The 17916-nt window shown below is 70.3% G+C and carries 19 protein-coding genes; 14 read left to right on the forward strand and 5 right to left on the reverse strand.

The window, feature by feature from the left end; all coding sequences use genetic code 11:
- The first annotated feature begins 278 nt into the window (after nt 1-278).
- Genes ASD56_RS01860 through ASD56_RS01880 form a run of 5 tightly spaced genes read left to right on the forward strand, consistent with a single transcriptional unit; the run spans nt 279 to nt 4698 of the window.
- Nucleotides 279-1160, forward strand: coding sequence for an SIS domain-containing protein (locus ASD56_RS01860; RefSeq protein WP_055960579.1), 882 nt, complete (start codon nt 279-281; stop codon nt 1158-1160).
- A 4-nt stretch (nt 1161-1164) separates the two neighbouring features.
- A complete protein-coding gene (locus ASD56_RS01865) occupies nt 1165-2112 on the forward strand; it encodes an ROK family protein (protein ID WP_235565472.1) in 948 nt (315 codons plus the stop codon).
- Complete coding sequence (locus tag ASD56_RS01870; RefSeq protein ID WP_055960583.1) at nt 2109-3068, forward strand: 1-phosphofructokinase family hexose kinase; 960 nt, start codon at nt 2109-2111, stop codon at nt 3066-3068. The genes ASD56_RS01865 and ASD56_RS01870 overlap by 4 nt, the downstream gene beginning before the upstream one ends.
- Entirely contained in the window at nt 3065-3916 is an 852-nt protein-coding gene (locus tag ASD56_RS01875; RefSeq protein WP_055960584.1) for a class II fructose-bisphosphate aldolase, read from the forward strand. Before ASD56_RS01870 ends, ASD56_RS01875 begins: the two co-directional genes overlap by 4 nt.
- A complete protein-coding gene (locus tag ASD56_RS01880) occupies nt 3913-4698 on the forward strand; it encodes a DeoR/GlpR family DNA-binding transcription regulator (protein ID WP_055960586.1) in 786 nt (261 codons plus the stop codon). Before ASD56_RS01875 ends, ASD56_RS01880 begins: the two co-directional genes overlap by 4 nt.
- A 5-nt stretch (nt 4699-4703) precedes the next feature.
- Here ASD56_RS01880 and ASD56_RS01885 read toward each other — a convergent pair whose 3' ends face one another.
- Both ASD56_RS01885 and ASD56_RS01890 read right to left on the reverse strand, forming a co-directional pair.
- On the reverse strand, nt 4704-5093 hold the full coding sequence (locus tag ASD56_RS01885; RefSeq protein ID WP_055960589.1) for a VOC family protein: 390 nt from the start codon (nt 5091-5093) through the stop codon (nt 4704-4706).
- Nucleotides 5090-5371, reverse strand: a complete 282-nt coding sequence (locus tag ASD56_RS01890; RefSeq protein ID WP_055960591.1) for an ArsR/SmtB family transcription factor — start codon at nt 5369-5371, stop codon at nt 5090-5092. Before ASD56_RS01890 ends, ASD56_RS01885 begins: the two co-directional genes overlap by 4 nt.
- A gap of 168 nt (nt 5372-5539) precedes the next feature.
- Here ASD56_RS01890 and ASD56_RS16540 point away from each other — a divergent pair, with 168 nt between their 5' ends.
- Entirely contained in the window at nt 5540-6532 is a 993-nt protein-coding gene (locus ASD56_RS16540; RefSeq protein ID WP_055960592.1) for a hypothetical protein, read from the forward strand.
- A gap of 414 nt (nt 6533-6946) precedes the next feature.
- On the opposite strand, the gene ASD56_RS01900 is transcribed toward ASD56_RS16540, so the two are convergent.
- Nucleotides 6947-8023, reverse strand: coding sequence for a sensor histidine kinase (locus ASD56_RS01900; protein WP_200947439.1), 1077 nt, complete (start codon nt 8021-8023; stop codon nt 6947-6949).
- Nucleotides 8016-8690 (reverse strand): response regulator transcription factor, encoded by a 675-nt coding sequence (locus ASD56_RS01905; RefSeq protein WP_055960595.1) that lies wholly within the window; start codon nt 8688-8690, stop codon nt 8016-8018. Before ASD56_RS01905 ends, ASD56_RS01900 begins: the two co-directional genes overlap by 8 nt.
- An 85-nt stretch (nt 8691-8775) precedes the next feature.
- Here ASD56_RS01905 and ASD56_RS01910 point away from each other — a divergent pair, with 85 nt between their 5' ends.
- Both ASD56_RS01910 and ASD56_RS01915 read left to right on the forward strand, forming a co-directional pair.
- A complete protein-coding gene (locus ASD56_RS01910; protein ID WP_055960597.1) occupies nt 8776-9432 on the forward strand; it encodes a M15 family metallopeptidase in 657 nt (218 codons plus the stop codon).
- Complete coding sequence (locus ASD56_RS01915; RefSeq protein ID WP_055960599.1) at nt 9429-9998, forward strand: VanZ family protein; 570 nt, start codon at nt 9429-9431, stop codon at nt 9996-9998. Before ASD56_RS01910 ends, ASD56_RS01915 begins: the two co-directional genes overlap by 4 nt.
- Before the next feature lie 23 nt (nt 9999-10021).
- Here the strand turns inward: ASD56_RS01915 and ASD56_RS01920 are convergent, their stop codons facing one another.
- On the reverse strand, nt 10022-10687 hold the full coding sequence (locus ASD56_RS01920; RefSeq protein WP_055960601.1) for a GntR family transcriptional regulator: 666 nt from the start codon (nt 10685-10687) through the stop codon (nt 10022-10024).
- A 115-nt stretch (nt 10688-10802) separates the two neighbouring features.
- Here ASD56_RS01920 and ASD56_RS01925 point away from each other — a divergent pair, with 115 nt between their 5' ends.
- The 6 genes from ASD56_RS01925 to ASD56_RS01950 are packed head-to-tail and all read left to right on the forward strand — an operon-like array spanning nt 10803 to nt 17893.
- The gene (locus ASD56_RS01925; RefSeq protein WP_055960602.1) at nt 10803-11861 is read left to right on the forward strand and encodes a sugar ABC transporter substrate-binding protein; all 1059 of its coding nucleotides are present in this window, start codon (nt 10803-10805) and stop codon (nt 11859-11861) included.
- 27 nt (nt 11862-11888) lie between these two features.
- Nucleotides 11889-12980 carry a mandelate racemase/muconate lactonizing enzyme family protein gene (locus tag ASD56_RS01930; RefSeq protein WP_055960605.1) on the forward strand — a complete coding sequence of 364 codons (1092 nt, stop codon included), beginning with the start codon at nt 11889-11891 and terminating at the stop codon, nt 12978-12980.
- Nucleotides 12977-14062 carry an ABC transporter permease gene (locus ASD56_RS01935; RefSeq protein WP_055960607.1) on the forward strand — a complete coding sequence of 362 codons (1086 nt, stop codon included), beginning with the start codon at nt 12977-12979 and terminating at the stop codon, nt 14060-14062. Before ASD56_RS01930 ends, ASD56_RS01935 begins: the two co-directional genes overlap by 4 nt.
- A complete protein-coding gene (locus tag ASD56_RS01940) occupies nt 14059-15063 on the forward strand; it encodes an ABC transporter permease (protein WP_055960609.1) in 1005 nt (334 codons plus the stop codon). The genes ASD56_RS01935 and ASD56_RS01940 overlap by 4 nt, the downstream gene beginning before the upstream one ends.
- Nucleotides 15060-16577, forward strand: a complete 1518-nt coding sequence (locus tag ASD56_RS01945; RefSeq protein WP_055960611.1) for a sugar ABC transporter ATP-binding protein — start codon at nt 15060-15062, stop codon at nt 16575-16577. The genes ASD56_RS01940 and ASD56_RS01945 overlap by 4 nt, the downstream gene beginning before the upstream one ends.
- A complete protein-coding gene (locus ASD56_RS01950) occupies nt 16574-17893 on the forward strand; it encodes an enolase C-terminal domain-like protein (protein ID WP_055960614.1) in 1320 nt (439 codons plus the stop codon). The genes ASD56_RS01945 and ASD56_RS01950 overlap by 4 nt, the downstream gene beginning before the upstream one ends.
- The last annotated feature ends 23 nt before the right edge of the window (nt 17894-17916 follow it).

Genomic DNA, 17916 nt, shown 5'->3' on the forward strand with positions numbered 1-17916 from the left:
TGGATCACGGGCGCCGCTGTCGCCGCGCCGGTGCGGATGGCGGAGATCCGCCGATGCGTGAATCTGACGGAATGTCGTCAAACCAATCAGTACGCGTCATGCAATGGTCACGATGATGTCCTGCCGCACTCCCTGCGTCAAGTCGTTTCACGCGATCGTTACCGAAATTGTTCGGATGCCTCGCAAACTCCAATACGTCAGACACTTGATCGCTGGACAGATGTCCCAATCATTTGCAATCATGTAATCGCCCCATCTGCACCACCCGGAGGACCTTCATGACCACTCACATGGCGCGCGAGCTCGCGTCTCAGCCCGACACCTGGGCGCGCGCAGCCGGCCTGCGCGCGGAGCAGTCCCTCCTTCCGGCGCACGGGGCGCGCATCGCGGTCGCCGGCTGCGGCACCTCGTGGTTCATGGCGCAGTCCTACGCGTGGCTGCGGGAAGCGGGCGGGTACGGCGAGACCGACGCCTTCGCGGCATCCGAGGCGTTCGTCGATCGCGGGTACGACGCGGTGGTGGCCCTCACACGCTCCGGCACGACGACCGAGGTCCTCGAGCTCGTGGAACGACTCCGCGGGCGCGTGCGCACGGTCGGCGTCGTCGGCGACGCGGACTCGCCGCTCGTCGAACTCGTCGACGATGTCGTGACGCTGCCGTTCGCCGACGAGGAGTCCGTCGTCCAGACCCGGTTCGCCACCACGGCGCTGGCGCTCTTCCGCGCGTCGCTCGGCGAAGATCTCGGCCGGGCCGTCGACGACGCCCGCCGGGCGATCGACGGCGACCTCGACCCGGCCCTCATCGAGGCCGAGCAGTTCACGTTCCTCGGGACGGGCTGGACGGTCGGCCTCGCCCACGAGGCGGCGCTGAAGATGCGCGAGGCGTCCCAGTCCTGGACCGAGTCCTACCCGGCGATGGAGTACCGTCACGGTCCGATCGCCATCGCCGCCCCCGGGCGCGTGACGTGGCACTTCGGCGCCCCGCCCGCGGGCCTGGCCGACGACGTGGCCGCGACCGGTGCGCACTTCGAGGCCGACGCTCTCGACCCGATGGCCCAGCTCGTGAGCGCCCAGCGCGTGGCGCTCGCCCGCGCGCTGGCGCGCGGGCTGAACCCGGACTCGCCACGCAGCCTGACCCGCTCGGTCATCCTCGGGAGCTGACACGGTGACTTCCCCCGACAGATCGCGACCCGGTCTCGGTGCCGGCGAGGTGGTGCTGGCGTTCGACGTCGGCGGCACCGACACCAAGTCCGCGCTCGTCGACGCGGACGGCGTGGTGCGGGGACTCCGCCGCACCCCGACGCCGCTGGACGGCCCGCGGTCGGCCGAGTCGGTCGTGGCCCACGTCGCCGAGCTCGGCGACGCGCTGCGCAGCGCTCACCCCGGGACGACGCCGGTCGCGGCGGGGCTGCTCGTGCCCGGCATCGTCGATGCGGAGCGGGGCATCGGGGTGTACACGAGCAATCTCGGCTGGCGCGACGAGCCGATCCGCGATCTGGCGTCGGCGGCCTTGGACCTTCCTGTCGCGTTCCACCACGACGTGACGGCGGCGAGCTGGGCCGAGCATCGCCTCGGCGCGGCACGGGCGTTCGACGACGTCGTTGTGCTCATCATCGGCACCGGCATCGCCGGGTCGCTCATCCTCGGCGGACGTCCCCACCTGGGCGGCGGCTACGCCGGCGAGATCGGGCACTCGCCCGTGGCGGAGGAGCCGCCGTGCGTGTGCGGCGGGCGGGGATGCCTCGAAGCCATCGCCTCCACCGGGGCCATCGCTCGCCGCTACTCCGAGCGAGCGGGCGTGACCGTCTCGGGCGCGCGCGAGGTGCTCGAGCGTGCCGCGGCGGGGGATGCCGAAGCCGACGCCGTCTGGAACAGCGCGCTCGATGCCCTGGCGTTCTCGCTGGCGCAGATCACCGCGACGGTCGCTCCCGGCGCCATCGTCATCGGCGGCGGCCTCTCCCGGGCGGGCGACGCCCTCTTCGTGCCGCTGAGCGAGCGGCTGGACGCACGCCTGAGCTTCCACCGCCGCCCGCCGCTGCTTCCGGCCCAGCTGGGCGACGACGCCGGGCTGCTCGGCGCGGCCCTGATCGCGCGGGAGCGCGTGACCCGATGATCCTGACCCTCACGCCCAATCCGGCCGTCGACATCACGTGGCACGTGGATCATCTGACGCCGGGCGGCACGCACCGCGTTCCGCCGGCCGTCGCGCGGGCCGGGGGAAAGGGACTCAACGTGGCTCGCGTGCTGCACGCCTCGGGCGTTCCGGTCATCGCGCTGACGACGGCCGGCGGCGCGACCGGCGACCAGTTCCGCACCGAGCTCGCCGCGGCAGGCGTTCCGTGCGAGCTGGTGGCCACGGCATCCGCCACCCGCCTGTCCGCCGCGATCGTCGACGCCGGCAGCGGCGAGACGGTCGTGCTGAACGAGGTCGGCGCAGCCATGACCGCCGAAGAGGCCGCCGAGCTCGTCGCGACCGCTCTGCGGCTCGGGCGCGCCGCCGGGGTCGTCGCGATCAGCGGCAGCCTGCGCGACGGCTTCGGCCCGGACGAACTCGCCTCCCTCGTGGCATCGCTCGCCGGCGTGACGCGGGTCGTCGTCGACACCAGCGGTCCGGGGATGCTCGCGGCCGCACGCGCCGGAGCCCACGTGCTCAAGCCCAACCGAGAAGAGCTCGCCGCCGCGACGGGCCTCGCCGACCCCCTGGCCGGAGCGCACGCCCTGCTCGAGCTCGGCGCCGGACTCATCGTCGTCTCGCTCGGCACCGAGGGGCTCATGGTCGTGCCGCGCGACGGCGCGCCCGTTCGCGCCCGCCTGCCCCGGGTGCTGCACGGCAACCCGACCGGCGCCGGCGATGCCGCGGTCGCCGCAATCGCCGCCGCCCTCTCGGCGGGAGACGACCTCTTCTCCGACACCGCCGCTGCGCATCGCGCCCGGCTCGAGCTCGCCCGGCGGGCCACCGCCTGGTCGGCGGCGGCCGTGCTCATGCCCCAGGCCGGCGAGCTGAGCCCCGAGCACACGCGACTCGCCGGCGAGGTCGAGCTCACCACGATCGACGGGGACCCCCGATGACCCTCACTCCCACCCGGGTTCTCCTGGACGACGCGCGCGCGGCACGTCGCGGCATCGGCGCATTCAACGTCGTGCACCTCGAGACCGCCGAGGCGCTGATCGGCGGTGCCGAAGACGCCGGGCTGCCCGTCATCCTGCAGTTGTCGGAGAACTGCGTGGGCTACCACGGCGCGTTCGAGCCGATCGCCGTCGCCGTCCTCGCCGCCGCCGAGGCGTCGACCGTGCGTGTGGCGGTGCACCTCGACCACGCCGAGGAGGTCGAGCTCGCCTACCGCGCGATCGACCACGGCTTCGGCTCCGTCATGTACGACGGCGCGAAGCTCGAGTTCGCCGACAACGTCGCGAACACCCGGCTCGTGGTCGCGCGCGCGAACGCTGCCGACGTGCTCGTCGAGGCGGAGCTGGGTGAGATCGGCGGCAAGGACGGCGCCCACGCGCCCGGCGTGCGCACCGATCCCGCCGAGGCGAGCCGGTTCGTCGCCGAGACCGGCGTCGAAGCGCTGGCCGTCGCCGTCGGCTCGTCGCACGCGATGACGGAGCGCGTCGCCTCACTCGACCTGGACCTGATCGGACGGCTGGCCGCGGCGGTGCCGGTGCCGCTGGTGCTGCACGGTTCGTCCGGGGTTCCCGACGAGACGATCGTCGCCGGGATCCGCGCCGGACTGACGAAGATCAACGTGTCGACACACCTGAACGCCGCGTTCACCGCCGCGATACGCTCGCACCTGGCTCGGCATCCTGAGATCGTCGACTCCCGGAAGTACGTCGCAGCGGGCCGGGCCGCCGTACGCGAAGAGACTGCCCGGCTCCTCGCGCTGTTCGCCTCGGCCGACAAGGAGACCCGATGAACCGTGCCGACCGGCTCAGCGCCGTGCTCGATCTGCTCGCCGAGAACGGCCAGGTCGAGGTGGAGCAGATCGTCGAGCTGCTCGACGTCTCCCCCGCCACCGCGCGGCGGGACCTCGACGCCCTGGCCGAGCAGCAGCTCCTCACCCGCACGCGCGGGGGCGCCGTCGCCCACTCCGTCGCGTACGACCTGCCGATCCGGTACAAGAACCAGCAGAATCCCGAGGCGAAGGCGGCGATCGCCCGTGCGGCGAGCGCGATGGTTCCGCGCGGCGCCGTGATCGGGCTGTGCGGCGGCACGACGGCGACGGCCATCGCGGATGCGCTCATGTCGCGCGGCGACATCATGGAGCCCTCGCACGAGCCGAGCCTCACCGTCGTGACGAATGCCATCAACATCGCCATGCAGCTCGCGATGCGACCGCAGATCAAGACGGTCGTCACCGGCGGGGTCGTGCACGCGCGGTCGTACGAGCTCGTGGGCGCCTATGTCGACGCCGTGCTCGGCTCGATCACGCTCGACCTCGCCTTCGTAGGCGTCAACGGCATCGATCCGGTCCTCGGACCCACGTCGCACGACGAGCGCGAGGCGGCCGTGAACGCGCTGATGGCGTCGCGAGCGACGCACGCCGTGCTCGTCGCCGACTCGTCCAAGATCGACAAGCGCGCGTTCGCCGCGATCGGGCATCGCCGCATCTTCTCGACACTGATCACGGATGCCGCGGCCACGGCCGATCAGCGGCAGCGCCTGACCGACAGCGGCTACGAGGTCGTCATCGCGTAGCCTGCTCAGCTGTTGAACTGGGCGAGCTGCAGCAGGTTGCCGCAGGTGTCGTCGAGCACGGCGACGGTGACCGGGCCCATCGACGTCGGCGGCTGGGTGAAGACGACACCCTGCTCGACCAGGCGGTCGTGCTCGGCCTGCACGTTGTCCACGCCCAGCGTGCAGTAGGGCAGCCCGTCCGCGATCAGCGCGTCGGTGAACGCGACCGCGGCGGGATGGTCCTTCGGCTCGAGCGAGATCTGCGTGCCGTCGGGGCGGGCAGCTTCGACGACCGTGAGCCAGCGGAAGTCGCCGACGGGGATGTCGCTCGCCACGGCCAAGCCGAGCTTCTGCGTGTAGAACTCGAGGGCGCGCTGCTGATCGTCGACGAAGATCGACACGGTCTGGAGCTTCATTGGGATGCCTTTCGGAGGGGCCACCGCTGGGAGATCTCAGCGAGTGGCGCGGTGTCGATGGTGTGGAGCTTGTAGCGCCCCCGCCGTTCGGTGCGGATGAGGCCGGCCGCCTCCAGCACGTCCAGGTGCTGCGAGACCGCCTGCCGGGAGGGCGTCAGGTCGTGGTTCATCGCGAGCCGCGAGCACAGCTCGAACAGCGTCTGCTCGTTGCGCTGCATCAGCTCGTCGAGAAGCAGGCGCCGTGTCTCATCGGCGATTGCCTTGTAGACGTCGGCCACGGGCTCACCGTATGCAAGTATCCACTTGCCTGTCAACCCCGCGCATTCGAGGTGCACGAGCGTATTCACAGGTGCCGCACGTCTCCGCCGTGAGAGCGCGGGATATGACAGCCTTCAAGGAGCACGTGCTCGCGCGCGCCGGCGACTCGCCCTCACCAAGGAGACCCCATGACCGCACCCCTGGATCCCCGACCGGCGGAGCCCGCCGCCCCCGGCGTCAGCTCCGGCCGTCGCACCCTGCTCTACATCATCGTCGTCGGTCTCGCCGCGGCTGCGCTCGTCAGCGCCGGCTTCGTCGTCTTCGGCGACCAGAGCGCCATCGTCGCGCGCGCGCTGTGGACCGTGCTGATCCTCATGGCCTTCGCCCTCATCGTGCTCGCCGAGACGCGGTACCGCCCGGCCGAGAGCTGGATCGTGCCGCTGCGCGTCGGCGGCTGGGTCCTGTCGGCGTTCGTGGCGATGTTCAACACGTGGGACTACCGCACCGAGCTTTCGGACACCGTCTTCCTCCTGCCCGTCACGATCATCTCGATCATCGTCATCCAGCTCGCGGTGCTGTTCATCCAGCTCCACGGTCGCGCGTTCTGGAAGGACCCCTCGCCGATCGTCAGGATCTCGTCGCTGATCGCGACCGCCGGCGCGGCCGTGCTCGCCATAATGATCGTGCTGCCGCTCACCCTGCGGCCCGACGACCTCTTCGGCGAGACCTACTGGCGCATCGTCGCCGCCCTCGCGATCATCGGCGCGGTCGCGGCCATCATCAGTCCTCTCGTCCGCGCCATCACGCGCCCGCGCGAGCCTCGCCCGGCCTACGCACCCCAGCAGGGCTACACCGCGCCCGCCGTTCCGGTCGCGCCGGGCTACGGCGGTCCTGCAGCTCCGGCCGCGCAGGGGTACACCGGTCAGGCGGCCCCCGCAACCCCCGCGTCACCCGCTACCCCCGGGTACACCGCCCCGTCGGCTCCCGTCGCTCCCGAGTACACGGCACCGGCCGCGCCAGTGGCACCGGCAGCGCCCGCATACCCGCAGGCCTCCGCGCCGCTCCCGCCGTGGCCGACGTACTACGGCACGAACGTCCCGCTGCCCGTCATGCCCGACGGCCAGCCCGACTTCGAGGCCTACCGCACGGGCCGCCCCTCCCCGGGCTCACGCTCGTACTGACCCCTCCTAGCCGAAGGCCCCGAACGCCCTTGCGACCGGGGCCTTCGGCATCCCCGTCTCTTCTTCCCGCCCACCCGCCGAAACCGCACGAATGCACCGGAACCAGTGCGAGAACGGTGCATTCGTGCGGTCTCGGCGTCACGCCGATTCCGGATGCCGCCGACCGGCGTGTCCCGCGCGCGTTGTCGACGCCGTGCACGGCGCCCGACCCAGACCTGCCCAAGCGCCGAGATGCCACTTGATGCGGCCATCGCCGCGGTTGAGCCGCCGCGAGTGGCAACTGGGTGGAACCCCGGACGCTCATGCGACCGGGGCCTTCGGCATCCCGGGTCCTCCGCCCGCCCGCCGAAACCGCACGAATGCACCAGAACCGTTGCGAAGACGATGCGTTCGTGCGGTCTCGCGAAGAAGCGGCTACGCGGAGGGCAGGGAGACCGCGACCGTGAGCCCGCCTCCGGGCCGGGGACGGATCGCGAGACTCCCGTCGTGCGCCTGGGCGATGCTCTTGACGATCGCGAGGCCGAGACCCACGCCGGCTTGATCCTTGCGGATGCGCTCCGTGCCGCGCTGGAACGGCTCGGCCAGGGTCGTCAGCAGGGCCGGCGCGAGATCGTCCCCGGTGTTCTCGACGGTCAGGGTGGCGAGCCCGTCTTGAGCGGATGCCGTCACCCGGACGCCCCCGCCTGAGGGCAGGTTGTGCACGATGGCGTTGTGCAGGAGGTTCGTCGCCAGCTGCAGCAGCAGGGCCGGCGAGCCCGAGACGGGCGTGACGTCGCCGGAGGTCGTGACCATGACACCTCGGGCTTCGGCGAGGGGAAGAAGCGTCTCGGCGGCCTGCTCGGCGACCAGCGACAGGTCGACCCGCTCGCGCGCGAACGAGCGCTGGTCGGCGCGGCTGAGCAGCAGGAGCGCCTCGGTCAGCTCGATCGCACGCGCGTTCACCTCCTGCAGCCGGTCGATGAGGAGGTCGACGTCGCGGTCCGGGTCGTTGCGGGCCACCTCGAGCAGCGCCTGCGAGATCGCGAGTGGAGTGCGCAGCTCGTGCGAGGCGTTCGCGGCGAATCGCTTCTGCTCGGCCACGTGGGCCTCGAGGCGGGCGAGCATCGCGTCGAAGGTGTCGGCGAGCTCGCGGAACTCGTCGTTCCGTCCCGGAAGCTCGATCCGCTGCGACAGCGAGTCGTCCGTGACGCGGCGCGCGGCATCCGTGATCCGCGTCAGCGGAGCCAGCATCCGACCGGCGAGGATCCACCCGCCCAGCAGTCCGAACGCCAGCAGGAAGACGAGCGCCCACGCCGCCGGCCCGACGAAGGCACGCACGAGATCGCCGCGGTTCGGGATGAACGGGCCGCCCACGTTGATCGGTCCGGCGGGCACGTAGCGCAGCAGGAACATCCACACCACCGAGAGCAGGAGCACCCCCGCGACCATCAGGAATCCCGCGTAGCTGAGGGTGAGTTTGAGGCGGACGCTCGGCCCGGGCTCCCTAACCACGCGCGTCCCCGTCGTCGATGCGGTAGCCGACACCGGCGACCGTCGCGATCAGCCACGGCTCGCCCAGTCGCTTGCGCAGCGCGGAGACGGTGATGCGCACCGCGTTCGTGAACGGATCGGCGTTCTCGTCCCACGCGCGCTCGAGCAGCTGCTCGGCGCTCACGACGCCGCCCTCCGCCGCGACCAGCACCTCGAGCACCGCGAACTGCTTGCGGGTCAGGGCGACGTAGCGGCCGTCGCGGAACACCTCGCGGCGGAACGGGTCGAGCCGGAGCCCCGCCATCTCGTGGACCGGCGGCCTGCTGTGCGCGCGACGGCGGTCGAGGGCGCGCAGTCGCAGCACGAGCTCGCGCAGCTCGAAGGGCTTCGTGAGGTAGTCGTCGGCACCGAGCTCGAACCCCGACGCCTTGTCATCGAGCCGGTCCGCCGCGGTGAGCATGAGAATCGGGATGCCGCTCCCCGACGCCACGATCGCCTCGGCCACGTCGTCGCCCGACGGTCCCGGGATGTCGCGATCGAGGACGGCGATGTCGTACGCATTGATGCTCAGCAGCTCGAGCGCGGTGTCGCCGTCGCCCGCGATGTCGGCCGCGATCGCCTCGAGGCGGAGCCCGTCGCGGACCGCCTCCGCCAGGAGGGGCTCGTCCTCGACCACCAGCACACGCATGAGCCCATGCTACGAACCGCGCATATCGTCCGCGTATCGAGAACCGCATACGGCCTCGCAACGCGCCGCTTCGTTGACTGGGCGCATGACGAAGAATCGACAGGCGATCCGGCGCGCACGGGCAGGGGTCGTCCTCGGGGCGCTCGGCGTCGCGGCGGTGATCACGGGCACGCTGGCGATGCAGACCGCATCGACGGCGGCATCCGCGCCGTCCGCCCCATCCAGCATTTCTGCCGCGCCGATGGCACCGCCGACGGGCGAGATCCCACGCGGCGGAGCCGGCGTGCTGACCGAGAGCGACGGCTTGCTCCCGCCTGCCGTCTCGGTCTTCGACGACCGGTATCCGGCAGTGGGCAACCTCGAGCCCGCGCTGCTCGCGGCAGTGCGGCAGGCTGCGACCGATGCCGCGGACGAGGGCGTCGAGTTCGTCGTCAACAGCGGCTGGCGTTCCGCGCTGTACCAGGACAAGCTGCTGCGCGACGCCGTGTCGGAGTACGGCTCCGAGGAGGAGGCGGCGCGGTGGGTCGCGACTGCGGACACCTCTGCCCACGTGTCCGGCGATGCCGTCGACATCGGCTCGGACGACGCCCAGTCGTGGCTGGCCGATCACGGCTCCCGCTACGGCCTGTGCCGGATCTACGACAACGAGCCGTGGCACTTCGAACTGCGTCCGGCCGCGATCGACCAGGGCTGCCCTGCGACATACGACGATCCCACCCAGGATCCGAGGATGCAGCGATGACCGCTGTGGCCCGGCCGGCGGCCGGCGTTCCGTCGGCGCTGACCGCGACGCTGTTCGCGGTCTACCTCGCGGTGCTCACATGGCTCGTGGTGTTCAAGCTGCAGCTGCCCCACATCGGGCCGGACTCGGCGCGCGCACTCAAGCTGATCCCGTTCGTCGCCACGTCCAGCGCAGGAGCCAGCGCCACGTGGGAGGTCCTCGCGAACATCGTCGTTTTCGTCCCGTTCGGCGTGTACCTGGGCCTGCTCGTCCCGTCCTGGCCGTGGTGGAAGGCGGCGGGCGCGGCGGCCGGCGCGAGCGCGGCACTGGAGGTCGCGCAGTTCGTGCTGGCCACGGGGAAGACCGATGTCACCGACATCCTCATGAATGCGGCCGGAGGGCTGGCCGGGTTCGGCCTCGCTCTGGTGACGCGCCGGGCGTTCGCGGGTCGGGCCGCCGGCGCGCTGACCGGTGTCCTGACCATGGGGACCGTGCTCGTGCTGCTCGCGGCAGCGACGGTCGTCCTGGGGCCGCCGGGCGGTACCGCGCCGCCACGCGGGCCCGGGGTGATCGGCATCCACCCCTGACGCGCCGCGCGGCGGCGAAGGGCTCAGTCGAAAACGCGCAGCAGGCGCCGTTGGGACTGCTCGATGTGACGGCGCATGGCACCCTCGGCGGCATCCGGATCACCCGCGGCGATCGCGCCGACGATCGCCGCGTGCTCCCGCACCGTATCGGGCACGTACGAGCCGGTATACGCGAGACGGAACGTATGAAGGTGGCAGTGGGCACGGGCATAGGCCAGTCGGAGCGTCTCGTTCCTGGCGGCGACGAACACCCGGTCGTGCAGCCGGACGTCGTGGCGTGACAGCACGGCGTACGCGTCGTCCTCGTCGACGGCGGTGCGAGCGAGATCGATCTCGCCGCGGAGCACGTCGATGTCCTCCTGAGACCGGCGCTGCGCCGCGCGCGCGGCGCCGCCGGGCTCGAGCAGCAGCCGCAGTTCGAACAGGTCGACCAGCTCGTCACGGCTGAGCAGATCCGTCGTCCGGTACCCCTTGAGCGGATGCTTGTCGACGAGGCCGTCGGATTCGAGCCGGGCCAGCGCCTCGCGGATCGGAGTCGGCGAGACGTCGAACCGCCGCGCGAGCTCTCCGGCGTTGAGGCGGGCGTCCGGAGGGATGGTGCCGTCCATGATCGCCTGCTGCAGCAGGCCGTAGATCTCGTCGCCGAGCATGACGCGTGCGCTCTGGCCGAGAGCGGGCAGTTGGTCCATCGCCACGGGTACCTCCATCGTCATCGACTTGACAGGACGAGCATCTGGGATCACTATAGCGTTTGAAAGATCAAATACGATCTTTCAAATCACATTCAGTCATGGAGGACTTGGGATGAGAAACACACAGCGAGCGCGGGCAGGAGCGGCGCTTCTCGCCGCAGCCGCCCTGTTCACCCTCACCGCCTGCACGTCCGCGGCGGACAACGGCTCCGGCGATGGCGGCGCTGCGGGCGGACTGTCCGACGTCAAGGTCGCGCTGGTCCCCGGTGGCGCGCACCCCTACTTCCAGCCGTGGATCGAAGCCGGCGAGGAAGCAGCGGAGGAGTTCGGTCTCGGCGAGGTCATCTTCAACGAGACCGCCGAGTGGGATCAGACCAAGCAGAACGACGTCATCAACTCGCTCGTCGCCAACGGGTACAACGCATTCGGCATCTTCGGCGTCTCCCCCAGCGACATCAACTCGACGTTCGAGAAGCTCAAGGGCGCCGGCATCGCGGTCGGCTCGATCGCCTCCTGCCCGGCGGGCGACGAGAACCTCGCCGACTTCTGCCTGTCCACCGACACCGAGGAAGCCGCCTACCAGGCCGCAGTCGCGACGATCGAGGCGATCGGCGGCGAAGGCAACATCGTGCACATGACGGGCAACAACGTCGACTCGAACACGCAGCGCCGCATCACCGGCGTGGAGCGCGCCGTCGAGGAGACCGGCGGCAAGGTCACGCTGCTGCAGAACATCACCGACGTCGACACCGACCTCGCCACCGCGCAGAAGGCGGCATCCGACCTCCTGGCGGCCAACGGCGCCGAGATCGACGGAATCGTCACGACGGCGTACAACCCCGCCGTCGCCAGCGCCGAGGCCATCGCCGAGTCGGGTCTGCCCATCCAGCTCGTGGCGATCGACGATGACGAGATCATCCTCGAGGGCATCCGCGACGGCTCGGTCTACGGCACGGTCGCGCAGAACCCGGCCGGTCAGGCATACGTCGGCAGCTGGGTTCTCGCTCAGCTCGCCAGCGGCGCCTGCGAGGTCGCCGACCCCGGCGTGGTCGTCGACTCCGGCTCGTTCGTCGTGACGAAGGACAACGTCGAGACGTACGGCGACGAGCAGCGCGCGTTCGCCGAGGACACGCTCAAGAAGTTCGAGGACGAGCTGCTCACCTGCAGCTGATCCGTCCCCCACACCAGGAGATATGCCATGGGCCACACGATCACCGCCGCCAGCGCGAGACTCGTCGACATCGCCGTCGAGACAGAACGGACCGATGCCGTACAGAGCTTCGTCAAGCAGGAGACGATCTTCGTCGACGTCACCACCAGCGACGGGCTTCACGGCCGGGGCTACTCCTACACGATCGGAACGGGGGGTCGCGCAGTGCTCTCCATGCTGCGCGACCACCTGATTCCGCTCCTGATCGGCGAGGAAGCGGACCGGATCGAGGCTGTCTGGCACCGCCTCTTCGCCTCCACCCGCGCCACCACGACCGGCGCGATCACGTCCCTCGCCCTCGCTGCGGTGGACACGGCGCTGTGGGACGTCGCATGTCAGCGCGCCGCCCTGCCGCTGTGGCGTCTCGCCGGCGGCTTCCGCCGCGACGTGCCGCTCTACGACACCGAGGGCGGCTGGCTGCACCTGTCGACGGAGGCGCTCGTCGAAGGCGCGCTCGCGTCGCAGCGCACGGGACTCAACGGCGTCAAGGTCAAGGTGGGCAAGCCCCGCGGCTCCGAAGACCTCGAGCGGCTGCAGGCCGTCCGCGACGCCGTCGGCGACGACTTCGACATCATGGTCGACGCCAACCAGTCGATGACGTCCGCCGAGGCGATCCGTCGCGCGCACCTATGGAAGGACCTCGATCTCGGGTGGATCGAGGAGCCGCTCCCCGCCGACGACATCGAGGGCCACGCCCGGTTGACGCGATCCACGAGCACCCCGATCGCCGTCGGCGAGTCGATGTACTCGATCGCGCAGTTCCGCGAGTACCTCGACCGAGGTGCCGCCAGCATCGTCCAGGTCGACGTCGCCAGGGTCGGCGGCATCACGCCCTGGCTCAAGGTCGCGCACATGGCGGAGGCGTACAACGTCAGCGTGTGCCCCCACTTCCTCATGGAGATCCACGTGAGTCTCGTCGCCGCGGTGCCCAACGGGCGCTACGTCGAGCACATCCCGCAGCTGCGGGCCATCACCCGCACCGAGATGAGCATCGAGGACGGCCGCGCGCTGGCCCCGGAGTCCATCGGGCTCGGGATCGACTGGGACGACGACGCCATCGACGACAGGGTCGTGGAATGAACTCCGAACGCCTCCGCCACGCGGTGCAGGCCGAGCTGCGTTCGCCGCGGCCCCTGCTGGTCGTCCTGATCATCGTTCTCACGATCGTCTTCGCGATCCTCAAGCCGGCGTTCCTCAACGGCCCCTTCGTCATCGCACCCCTGCTGACGTCGATCGCGATCTTCACCGTCGTCGGGCTGTCGCAGATGGTCGTGCTCTCGGTGGGCCACATGAACCTGGCGGTCGGCCAGCTCGCCGGCATGGGCGCACTGATCACGGGGGCCTGCTTCGACAACCTCGGGCTGCCCCTCATCGTGGGCGTGCCGGTCGGGCTGCTCGCCGGCGCCGTTCTGGGCGCGCTCGCGGGCTGGATCATCGCCCGCACCGGCGTGAACTCCTTCATCGTCACGCTGGCCATGAGCTTCACGCTCATGGGCCTGATCCCCGTGCTCTACAAGCAGTGGAGCGTCGGCAACGCCTTCAGCGTCAAGCCGGCCGGGCTCGAGGAGATCGGCCGCGGCACGTTCGCAGACATCTGCTTCGGCGACGTGTGCGGCTCGGACGCCGTGCCGCTCATGATCCTTCCCGCCCTCGCCTGCATGGCGATCATCGGATACTTCTACGCGGCCACCCGCACCGGCCGCGAGGTGCTCGTCACCGGCAGCAATCCGCTCACCGCGGAGCTGTCCGGAGTGCCCACCGCCCGCCGCGTCATCCTGGCCCACGCGCTCTCCGGTGTGCTCGCCGCCGTCGCGGGCATCATGCTCGGCGCCAGCACGGGTTCGTTCACCCCGGCCATCGGCGGCGAATTCATGCTGCCCTCGTTCCTCGGGCCGATCCTCGGCGGCACGCTGCTCGCCGGCGGTGTGGTGTCGGTCATCGGCACGGCGCTGGGCATCACCCTGACCGCCGTGATCCGCAAGGGCCTCGAGCTGTTCGGCGTCGGCCTCGAGACCCTCAACGTGCTGCTCGGCGTGATCCTGCTGGCTGCGCTCGCAACGGACCGGCTTCGCGGCGTCTTCGCCCGGAAGCGCGCTCCTCGCGAAGAGGAATCGGCGGCGACCCTCGCCGCCGAGCTGAAGGATGCGGAGGGAGTCCGATGAGAAAGCTCGTCAGCGCCAACAACCTGCTGCTCATCGGCGTCGTCATCGTCGGCGCCGCGATCCTCGCCGTCGCGAGCTCGGGCCAGTTCCTCAGCCCCGTCTCGATCACCAGCTTCTTCCGTTTCGTCAGCGTCCCGATCCTCATCGGCCTCGCGCAGATGGTCACGCTCTGCGTCGGCCAGCTGAACCTCGCGGTCGGCGCCATCGGCGGGGTCGCCGCGTGCCTCTCCGGCGTCATGATCTCCTCGTGGGGAGTCAACCCCTGGATCGGCGCGCTTTTCGCGGTCGTGACCGGCGCGGTCCTGGGTCTGGTCAACGGACTCCTCATCGTGGGCACGCGCATCAACGGGTTCATCGTCACCCTCGCGATGTCGCAGATCCTCATCGGCCTCCAGTACGCCCTGGTCGGCACGAGCACCATCAGCCGCAGCGCGTGGCCGGAGGTCGCCGCCTTCGGGCGAGCCGAGATTCTCGGCATCCCGGTGATCTTCATCATGACGCTGCTCGTCGCAGCCGTCATCGCCCTCTTCTTCGCCCAGTCGGTCACCGGCCGTCAGCTGCTCGCCAGCGGCGGCAACTCGTCGGCGGCCCAGCTCGCCGGCATCTCGATCGACCGCTCGATCGTGATCGCCCACGCCCTGTCGGGCCTGCTCTGCGGTGTCGCGGCGTTCGTGAGCATCTCGTTCCTCCCAGGCGTGAACACGACGGTCGGCGGCGACTGGCTGCTGCCGAGCTTCGCCGCCCCGATCATCGGCGGAGTCGCGCTGGTCGGCGGGTCGGTCGCCGTCCTGGGCACGGTGCTCGCCGCCATGGTCGTGCGCCTCGTCGATGCGGCCAGCCCGATCTTCAAGTTCGACGCCGCGGTCGTCAACTTCGTGGTCGGCGCCGTGGTCCTCGGAACCGTCGCCCTCGGTCGACTGCGCGAAGTCCAGACCGCCCGACGCGTGAGCCAGCTGCGCGCACGCCGAGCCGAAGCCGCACTCGCGGAGGTGAACCGATGACCGCTGCACTCGAAGTCCGGGGACTGCGCAAGACCTTCCCCGGCGTCGTCGCGCTGGCCGATGCCAACCTCGTCGTCGAGCGTGGGTCGATCCACGCCCTGATGGGCGAGAACGGCGCAGGCAAATCGACCCTGATCAAGATCGTGACGGGCGTCCAGCCCGCCGATTCGGGCGTCCTCCTGCTCGACGGCGAGGCCGTGTCGTTCTCGAATCCGCTCGAGGCCATGAAGGCCGGCGTCGGCGTCGTGCACCAGGAGCGCAACGTCGTTCGCGGCTTCACCGTCGGCGAGAACATCGCACTGTCGGGGATGCCGCGCCGATCCGGGCGCGTCGACTGGCCCGGGGTCTGGCGTGAGGCGAAGCGCTGCCTCGACCTGCTCGAGCTCGACATCGATCCCCGCACTCCGATGCGGGACCTGTCGGCCGCCCAGACCCAGCTGGTCGAGATCGCGCGCGGCCTCTACCGCGATGCCCGCGTGCTGCTCCTCGACGAGCCGACGGCCTCGCTCAGCGTGGACGAGGCCGAGCGGCTGTACCAGGTCGTGCACCAGCTGAGCGCGAAGGGCACCGCGATCGTGCTCGTGAGCCACAAGCTCGACGAGGTGTTCACCCACTGCGACGCCATCACGGTGCTGCGGGACGGCAGCACGGTCATGGAGTCGCAGCCGATCAGCCTGACCACGCGCGACGAGGTCATCAGCCGGATGGTCGGTCGTTCGCTGGCGACCCTCGAGGCCGAGCAGCGCATCGTGGACCGGACCGGAGCTCCGGCGCTCGAGCTGCGCGGCGTCAGCACCGACGCCGGTCACCGCGAGGTGTCGCTGGCCGTGCACCCGGGTGAGATCCTCGGCATGTACGGACTGGTCGGCGCGGGACGCACCGAGCTCGCCCGCTCCATCCTGGGGCTCGATCGCGTGATCGCGGGCGAGGTGCGGGTGCAGGGCGAGCCCGTGCAGATCCGCTCGGTACGCGATGCCCTGGGCCGTTTCCGCATCGGCTACGTCACCGAGAACCGCAAGGAGGAGGGGGTCTTCCTCCTGCAGCCGATCACGCGGAACATCGCGGTGACGGTGTGGTCCACGCTCAGCCGCTTCCTCGGGTTCGTGCCGTACCGCAGCGAGCGCTCGACCGTGCAGACCTACGTCGACGCGCTCGACATCAAGATCTCGTCCCAGGACCAGCTGGCAGGGCAGCTCTCGGGCGGCAATCAGCAGAAGGTGTCGCTGGCCAAGTGGCTGGCGGCCCAGACGCGGATCCTCATCATCGATGAGCCGACGGTCGGCATCGACGTGCGCACCAAGCGTGCGTTCTACGAGCTGATCTGGAAGCTGGCCGACGAGGGCCTGGCGATCCTGCTGATCTCCAGCGACCTCGCCGAGATGGTCACACTCGCCGACCGGGTCGTGGTGATGGATCAGTTCATCGTCCGCGGCGAGGTCGACAACACCCACGACTACGACGCCATGAGCAAGGCGATCATCGACCACATCCACGGCACGGAGACCCACGTATGACCCGCATCACCGACGTCGAGATCCATGACCTCCGGTTCCCGACTTCGAAGACCGCCGACGGGTCGGACGCGATGAATCAGGATGCCGACTACTCGGCCGCCTACGTCGTGCTGGTCACCGATGAGCAGGTCCAGGGCGGGACGCTGCGCGGCCACGGATTCACGTTCACCATCGGACGCGGCAACGAGCTCTGCGCCCAGGCCGCGGGGCTCTACGCCGAGCGGCTGATCGGGCTCGACCTGGACAGCGTCGTCGACGACCTCGGCGGCGTCTACCGGATGCTGACCTCGGACTCGCAGCTGCGCTGGCTCGGCCCGGAGAAGGGCGTCGTGCACCTGGCGCTGGCCGCTGTGATGAATGCAGCATGGGACCTCGCCGCGCGCCGGGCCGGCAAGCCGCTGTGGCGCTATCTCGCCGAGCTCGACAGCAAGACGCTCGTCGATGCGCTCGATCTGCGCTACCTGTCGGACGAGCTCACGCGCGATCAGGCGCTCGCGATGCTCCGGGCGTCCGAGCCGCTGCGCGCGGCCAGGATCGCCGAGCTGGATGCCGCCGGCGGCTACCCCTGCTACACGACGAGCGCCGGATGGCTCGGCTACGACGACGACAAGATGGTGCGCCTGCTGCGCGAGGCCGTCGACGAGGGGTACCGCCACGTCAAGCTGAAAGTGGGTCGCGACCTGGCCGAGGACCGCCGCCGGGTCGCGCTCGCGCGCCAGACGGTCGGCCCGGACATCAAGCTCATGATCGACGCGAACCAGATGTGGGACGTCCCCGAGGCCATCGACTGGGTCCGCGAGCTGCAGGAGTACGACCTGCACTGGATCGAGGAGCCCACGAGCCCCGACGACGTGCTCGGCCATGCCGCCATCCGCCGGGGCGTCGCTCCGACCGGCGTCGCGACCGGTGAGCACGGCATGAACCGGGTGCTGTTCAAGCAGCTCCTCCAGGCGGAGGCGATCGACTTCTGCCAGATCGACTCGGCCCGGCTCGCGAGCATCAACGAGATCCTGCCCGTGTATCTCATGGCGGCGGGACGCGGCATCCCGGTCTGTCCTCACGCCGGTGGCGTGGGACTGTGCGAGCTCGTCCAGCACCTGTCGATCTTCGACTACGTGGCGATCACCGGGACGACCGAGGACCGCATCACCGAGTACGTCGATCACCTGCACGAGCACTTCACGGATCCGTGCATCGTGGAGAGCGCCCGGTATCGGATGCCGCAGCTTCCGGGCTACAGCGCGCAGATCTTCGCGGATTCGATCGCGACGTACCGCTTCCCCGAGGGCACGTACTGGGTGGCCGACGCGTCCTGACCCGACGGCAGTGGCAGACTCGT

Origin of the sequence: Microbacterium sp. Root166 (assembly GCF_001427145.1) — a bacterium.
Lineage (GTDB): Bacteria > Actinomycetota > Actinomycetes > Actinomycetales > Microbacteriaceae > Microbacterium.